5 protein-coding genes and 1 pseudogene are annotated in these 5,797 nt (G+C 70.5%); 5 read left to right on the forward strand and 1 reads right to left on the reverse strand.

Features of this window, described 5'->3' with window-relative positions:
- The first annotated feature begins 33 nt into the window (after positions 1 to 33).
- On the forward strand, positions 34 to 399 hold the full coding sequence (locus VHB27_RS19350; RefSeq protein ID WP_325603587.1) for a hypothetical protein: 366 nt from the start codon (positions 34 to 36) through the stop codon (positions 397 to 399).
- A gap of 30 nt (positions 400 to 429) precedes the next feature.
- Here the strand turns inward: VHB27_RS19350 and VHB27_RS19355 are convergent, their stop codons facing one another.
- Positions 430 to 1,494 carry an Ldh family oxidoreductase gene (locus tag VHB27_RS19355; protein ID WP_325603589.1) on the reverse strand — a complete coding sequence of 355 codons (1,065 nt, stop codon included), beginning with the start codon at positions 1,492 to 1,494 and terminating at the stop codon, positions 430 to 432.
- Between the two features lie 83 nt (positions 1,495 to 1,577).
- On the opposite strand from VHB27_RS19355, the gene VHB27_RS19360 reads away from it, so the two are divergent.
- The 4 genes and pseudogenes from VHB27_RS19360 to VHB27_RS19375 form a co-directional block, all read left to right on the forward strand.
- Entirely contained in the window at positions 1,578 to 2,402 is an 825-nt protein-coding gene (locus tag VHB27_RS19360; protein WP_325603591.1) for a nitroreductase family protein, read from the forward strand.
- Positions 2,395 to 3,051, forward strand: coding sequence for an NUDIX hydrolase (locus VHB27_RS19365; RefSeq protein WP_325603593.1), 657 nt, complete (start codon positions 2,395 to 2,397; stop codon positions 3,049 to 3,051). Before VHB27_RS19360 ends, VHB27_RS19365 begins: the two co-directional genes overlap by 8 nt.
- A gap of 81 nt (positions 3,052 to 3,132) precedes the next feature.
- Entirely contained in the window at positions 3,133 to 4,521 is a 1,389-nt protein-coding gene (locus VHB27_RS19370) for an amidase (protein ID WP_325603595.1), read from the forward strand.
- Between the two features lie 73 nt (positions 4,522 to 4,594).
- Positions 4,595 to 5,797, forward strand: a pseudogene (locus tag VHB27_RS19375) (hypothetical protein); the annotation flags it as partial.

Raw genomic sequence — 5,797 nt, forward strand, 5'->3', positions numbered from 1 at the left:
CATCTCTAGCCGCACCGCATCTCGGAGGCTTGCATGGCGCGCTGGCGTTCTACCCTGTTGATTCTGCTGGCCGTCGGCATGCCGATGGCGGCGTCGGCGCAGATGATCAACCCGTTCCGGAGCAGCCGCGGCCCGAAGCTGAACACCGACGACCTCGCCGCGCTGAACCAGGCGACGATGCAGCTTCTGCAGCAGCCTCGGCTCGCCGCCGGGGCCAGCGCGCCGTTCGGCAACGCAAAGACGGGCATGTCCGGTTCGGTGACGGCCGGCAACGCGGTGAAGCGGCACGGCCTGGCGTGCCGGGTCACGAACTATACGCTGACCGGCCCCGGCACGGCGCCGGAACGGAAATCGGCCCTGACCTGGTGCAAGACCGGGACGGGTTGGAAGCTGGGCTGAGGCGATGCGTTGGCCCTTGCCCGCCCGCCCCTAATCCAGCAGCCACGGCGCGGCGGCCGCCTGGGCGATCTGGCGCACCTGGTTCAGCAGCCCCGGCCCGACCGGGATCCCCGTCTCCATCCGCTTCGCCGCGTTCTTCCATTGCGGATCGCCCGCCACCATCACCGGCTGGGCGGGATCGACCGGGGTCGTGGCCCGCAGCGCGGTCATGAAGCTCTGGACGTCCTGCTGGAAGTCGCCGGTCTCGCGGAAGATGTCCGGGTCGATCGCCATGAAGAAATGGCCGATATCCATCCCCACCGGCTTCTTCGTGTGCATCGGATCGGTGATCAGCGTCGCCCCGGACAGGCAGGACGCCAGGATGTTCACCATCACCGCCAGCCCGTATCCCTTGTAGCTGGAGTTCTCGGGCGACCCGCCCAGCGACGTCAGGAACCCGCCTTTCTCCTTGGCCACCAGCGGGTCGTTCGACGGCTTGCCCTCGGCGTCGAGCACCCAGCCATCCGGCGTCGGCAGCCCTTCGTTCGCCTTGTTGCGGATGCGGCCCGCTGCCACCGTCGTCGTCGCCATGTCCAGCAGGAACGGCGTTCCGTCGGCGCTGGGGGCCGCGAACGACCACGGGTCGGTGCCCAGCCGCGCCTGCTTGCCGAAGGTCGGCGCCACCTGGATGCCGGACGCCGAGGTGCAGGACATCCCGATCAGCCCTTCCTTCGCCGCCATCAGCGAATAATACCCCGCCGCGCCGAAATGGGCCGAATGCTTGACCACCGCCGCCGCCATGCCGACGGTCTTGGCCTTTTTGATCGCCACCCCCATGGCGAAATGCGCCGGCACGTGGCCCAGCCCGCCGCCGCCGTCCACCAGCGCCGAGACCGGCGTCTCGCGGACGATCGTCGGCGCCACGTCCATCTTCGCCCGCCCCGACCGGCGCAGCCCGTCATAGCCGGGGATCATGGAGATGCCGTGGCTGTCGACGCCGTGCAGGTCGGCCCAGGACAGGATCTCGGCCGTGGTCTCGGCGTTCGCCTCCGGCATGCCCCAGCCTTTCAGGATGGCCTTCAACTGGGCGCGATGGTTCTCATACGATGCGGGCATGCTGGAGTCCTCCGGGTTTCTGTCGCGAATCTTGCGCGTCCCGCCGGTTCCGGCAAGTCTGAGGCGGACGCGGGAGGACGCACATGGCGGATACGCAAGGCTTGTTGCAGGCGCGCTTCGGCATCGACATGCCGGGGGCCGACGTCCCCGACGCGGTCGCACCGCTGGTCGATCGCCGGGTGACCCGGCGCTACACCGAACAGGACGTTCCGGATGCGCTGCTGAACGGGCTGCTGGCCGCGGCGCAGTCCGCGCCGGCGAAATCCGACCTGCAGCAGTTCAGCGTCGTGGTGATGCGCGACAAGCCCCGCATCAAGCAGGTCGCCGACTGGATCGGCACCATGGACTGGATCGCCACCGCGCCGGTGTTCCTGGTCTGGTGCGGCGACATGCGGCGCGGCCAGCGCCTGTGCCAGATGCACGGGATGAAGCACGCCAACAACAACCTCGACACGCTGCTGAACACCGCCGTCGACTGCTCGCTGGCCATGGGGCAGTTCATCGCGGCGGCGGAGCTGATCGGCCTCGGCACCTGCCCGATCAGTTACGTCCGCAACCACATAGAACGCGTCTCGCCGCTGCTGGGCCTGCCGGACGGGGTCTATCCGGTGGCGGGGCTGGCGGTCGGCTGGCCGGTGTTCCGCCGCCCGGTGTCGATGCGCCTGCCGCCCTCGGTCGTCGTGCACCGCGAACGCTATGACGACAGCACGCTGGCCGACGCGGTCGGGGCCTATGACGAGCGCCGCCGCGCCCGCGATCCGATCGCGCCGGGCAGCCTGAAGAACAACGACGTCTACCCCCCGCGCGAGGGCGTGGGCTGGAGCGAGAACGCCGCCCGCCAGCTTTCCGTGCCGGAACGGTTCGGCTTCGGCGCCTATCTGCGGACCAAGGGCTTCGACCTTGCCTGACGACGCCCCGGTCGCCGTGCCGGCCTCCCAGGTCGCCGCCAAGGCCGTGCGGGGGGCCGTGCGTGCGAAACACGCCGCCAGCCTGCTGGTCGTGCGGATGGACGGGGACGAGCCCTGCATCCTGATGGGCATGCGCGGGGCGAAGCACCGGTTCATGCCCAACCGGCTGGTGTTTCCCGGCGGACGGGTGGACGCGGCGGACTACCGCGCGGCCTCCGCCTCCCCGCTGGCGCCGAAGACCGAATGGGCGCTGCGCAAGCGCGCCAATCCCGCCCTCGCTCGGGCGCTGGGCCACGCCGCGGCGCGTGAGCTGCAGGAGGAGACGGGCCTGACCCTGGGCTCGCCCCCGCACCTGCGGCCGCTGGAATACCTGGCCCGCGCGGTGACGCCGCCGAGCCTGCCGATCCGCTACAATGCCCGATTTTTGGTCGTTTCCGCCGACCACGTCCACGGCGCGCTGGGCGGCGACGGGGAGCTGGAGGGGCTGCGCTTCTACGGCATGGACGAAGCCCTGGCCTTGAACCTGGCGCTGCCGACGCGGCTGGTGCTTGCACAACTGAAAGTGTTCATCGCGCTGTCCCCCGCAGAGCGTGCGGCACGGACCCACACGCCCGTGTTGCTGCGCGACCGCGGCTGGGTACCGGAATAGGCGGTCTGGTATCGGAATTGCTTTCAAGGTCCCGGCGGCGTTCGCGCGCCGCTTCACCGTCCGCTATCCGAAGGCTTCTGAATGTCCGACCTGCACCACCTGACCATCGCGGATGCCTCCGCGCTGATTCGGGAGAAGAAGCTGTCGCCTCTCGAACTGACCGGGGCGGTGCTCGATCGCATCCACGCCATCGACGGGACGTTGAACGCCTATCTGCTGCTGCTGGAAGAGCAGGCGCTGGCCGAGGCAGGCCAAGCGGAGAGCGAGATCATGGCGGGCGGGTGGAAAGGGCCGCTGCACGGGATCCCGATCGGGCTGAAGGACATCTACAACACCGCCGGCATCCGCACGACCGGCCATTCCGCGCTGTTCGCCGACCACGTGCCGGCGGAGGACGCCTTCACCGTCACGCGCCTTCGCCAGGCGGGTGCCGTCATAACGGGCAAGCTGTCGACGTGGGAGTTCGCGATCGGCGGCACCTCGTTCGACCTGCCCTGGCCGCCGGCGCGCAATCCCTGGGACCTTTCGCTGGACCCGTCGGGATCGTCTTCCGGTTCGGGCGCCGGCGTGGCCGCGGGCCTGTGCCTGGGCGCGATGGGCAGCGACACCGGCGGCTCGATCCGTGGCCCGGCGGCGTGGTGCGGGATCGCGGGGCACAAGCCGACCTATGGGCTGCTGAGCCGGCGGGGGATCCTGCCGCTGTCGTTCTCGCTGGACCACGCCGGGCCGATGTGCTGGACGGCGGAGGACTGCGCGCTGATGCTGCAGGTCCTGGCGGCGCACGATCCCAAGGACCCGGCGAGCGCGTCGGTCGCGGTGCCGGATTACGCGGCGGGCCTGGGCGGCGGCCTGAAGGGCGTGCGCGTCGGCGTGGTGCGGCATTTCTTCGAGACCGACCTGCTGACCGATCCCGAAACGGTCCTGGCGCTGGAGACCAGCCTGAAGGCGCTGGCGGAACTGGGCGCGACGGTCTCCGACGTCCGGCTGGCGCCGTTCGGCGTCTATGCCGATGTCGGCAGCCTGATCTCCCGCAGCGAGTCCTTCGCCATCCACCAGCACTGGCTGCGCGCGACCCCCGAGAAATACGGCGCCTTCGGCCGCCACCGGCTGATGGCGGGCGCGTTCGTGGCGGCGGCCGACTACATCAACGCGCTGCGCAAGCGGACGGAACTGATCGCGGGGCTGGCCGAGGTCATGACCACGGTCGACGTCCTCGTCTTCCCCACCGCGCGCTGCCCCGCCAGGCCGATCGGCGAGGACTCGATGGCATCGGGTTTCCAGCCGTTCTTCAACCGTGCGTTCAACGTGACGGGCAGCCCGGCGATTTCCGTGTGCAACGGGTTCAGCGAGAAAGGCCTGCCGCTGGCCCTGCAGATCGGCGGCCGGCCGTTCGAGGACGGGCTGGTGCTGAAAGTGGGCGACGCGCTGGAGCGGGCGCTGGGCACGCGGGGGCGGCGGCCGAAACTGTAACGGCCTGCGCCCCTTGCAGACGGAGGATCGAATTCCTAACTAGCCGGATGTTAGAATTTCTCACGAAGCGACCTTGGCCCGTTCCTCTTCCTCCGCCGCCCCGCCCCTTCCCCGCGCTGCCCAGCCCCCCGCTGCCCAGCCCCGTGCTGCCCTTCCCCGCGCTGCCCTGTTCCGTGTCGACGGGCCGATCTGCGACATCATCGTCGACGACGCCATCCGTTCGCTGATGCTTTGCCTGCCGAACGATCCGGACGAGCACGAGACGCACCGCAACCGGCGGATCTACGCCGCGATCCGCGCCGTCGAAGCCTTGGGGCCGCGCGACGAGATCGAGCTGATGTATGCCGTCCAGGCCGTCATCGCCCACTACGCCGCCCTTGCCTGCTGGCGGCTGGGCATGAACGGCGCGGCGCCGAACGGGGAGAATACGCGCCATCTCGCCGCCGCCAGCGCCGCCGTCCGGACCTATGATGCGATGGTCAAGAGCCTCGAGCGCCGCCAGGCACGCGCCATCGAGGCCGTTCCGGCCGCGAAGCGGCGGGCTGCTTCCTTGGCTACTCCCTTGGCCGCTGCCTCGGCCGTTCCCTCGGGTGGGCCGGCGGAGGATCCATCGGGCCGTCCTGGTGGCGACGCCCCCGTCGGCTACGTCCCGCCTGGCGATACGCCCGCCGATACCCCCGCCGATACGCCCGTTGATGTGCCCGCCGATATGCCCACCGATACGTCCCCTGGCAACGCCTCGGACGATCGTCCCGGCACCGCCGCGCCCGGCACGCCCGGCACGCCCGTTGACGTCCCGCCTCCGCCGCTCTCCGGCAATTCCCTGGAAGGCCCGTGGAGCAGGCGCGACCTCGGTCGGTTCATCGCGGCGCTGGAGGAACGGCTGCGCCCCGACCGGGACCCGGCCGCTCCGCCGCCGGTGTTGCTTCCACCGGGGCCCTCGGCAGCCTCACCGTCGACCGCCGGGACATGTCTTCCCGAAACGCCGTTCCCCGGGACAGTGTTGCCCGAGACGCCGGCCGGCAAGGCGCCGGCCCCGGTCTGGACCGAAGCGATGATCGCCGAGACCGAGGCGCAGCCCGCCCCGGCGGCGCCCGAACCGCCGCCGATCGAGGGGGTCGAGCCCGACGGCAGCATCGTCGTGCCCGAGAACCCGAGCCCGGAGCAGGAAACCTATATGGGCCTGCGGATCATCCGGAACATGCGCGAGACCTGGACCGAGGACATCCTGGCCGGCCGGTCGCCGAAGATCGGCCCGCTGCGCCCCGGCGACCGG

This window comes from Rhodopila sp. (assembly GCF_035548235.1).
In the GTDB taxonomy this organism is placed as follows: Bacteria; Pseudomonadota; Alphaproteobacteria; order Acetobacterales; family Acetobacteraceae; genus Rhodopila.

Bases quoted from the DNA above. Each gene is read 5' to 3' on its own strand.
- VHB27_RS19350 (WP_325603587.1), top strand. From the start codon at position 34: ATGGCGCGCTGGCGTTCTACCCTGTTGATTCTGCTGGCCGTCGGCATG.
- VHB27_RS19355 (WP_325603589.1), bottom strand. From the start codon at position 1,494: ATGCCCGCATCGTATGAGAACCATCGCGCCCAGTTGAAGGCCATCCTG.
- VHB27_RS19360 (WP_325603591.1), top strand. From the start codon at position 1,578: ATGGCGGATACGCAAGGCTTGTTGCAGGCGCGCTTCGGCATCGACATG.
- VHB27_RS19370 (WP_325603595.1), top strand. From the start codon at position 3,133: ATGTCCGACCTGCACCACCTGACCATCGCGGATGCCTCCGCGCTGATT.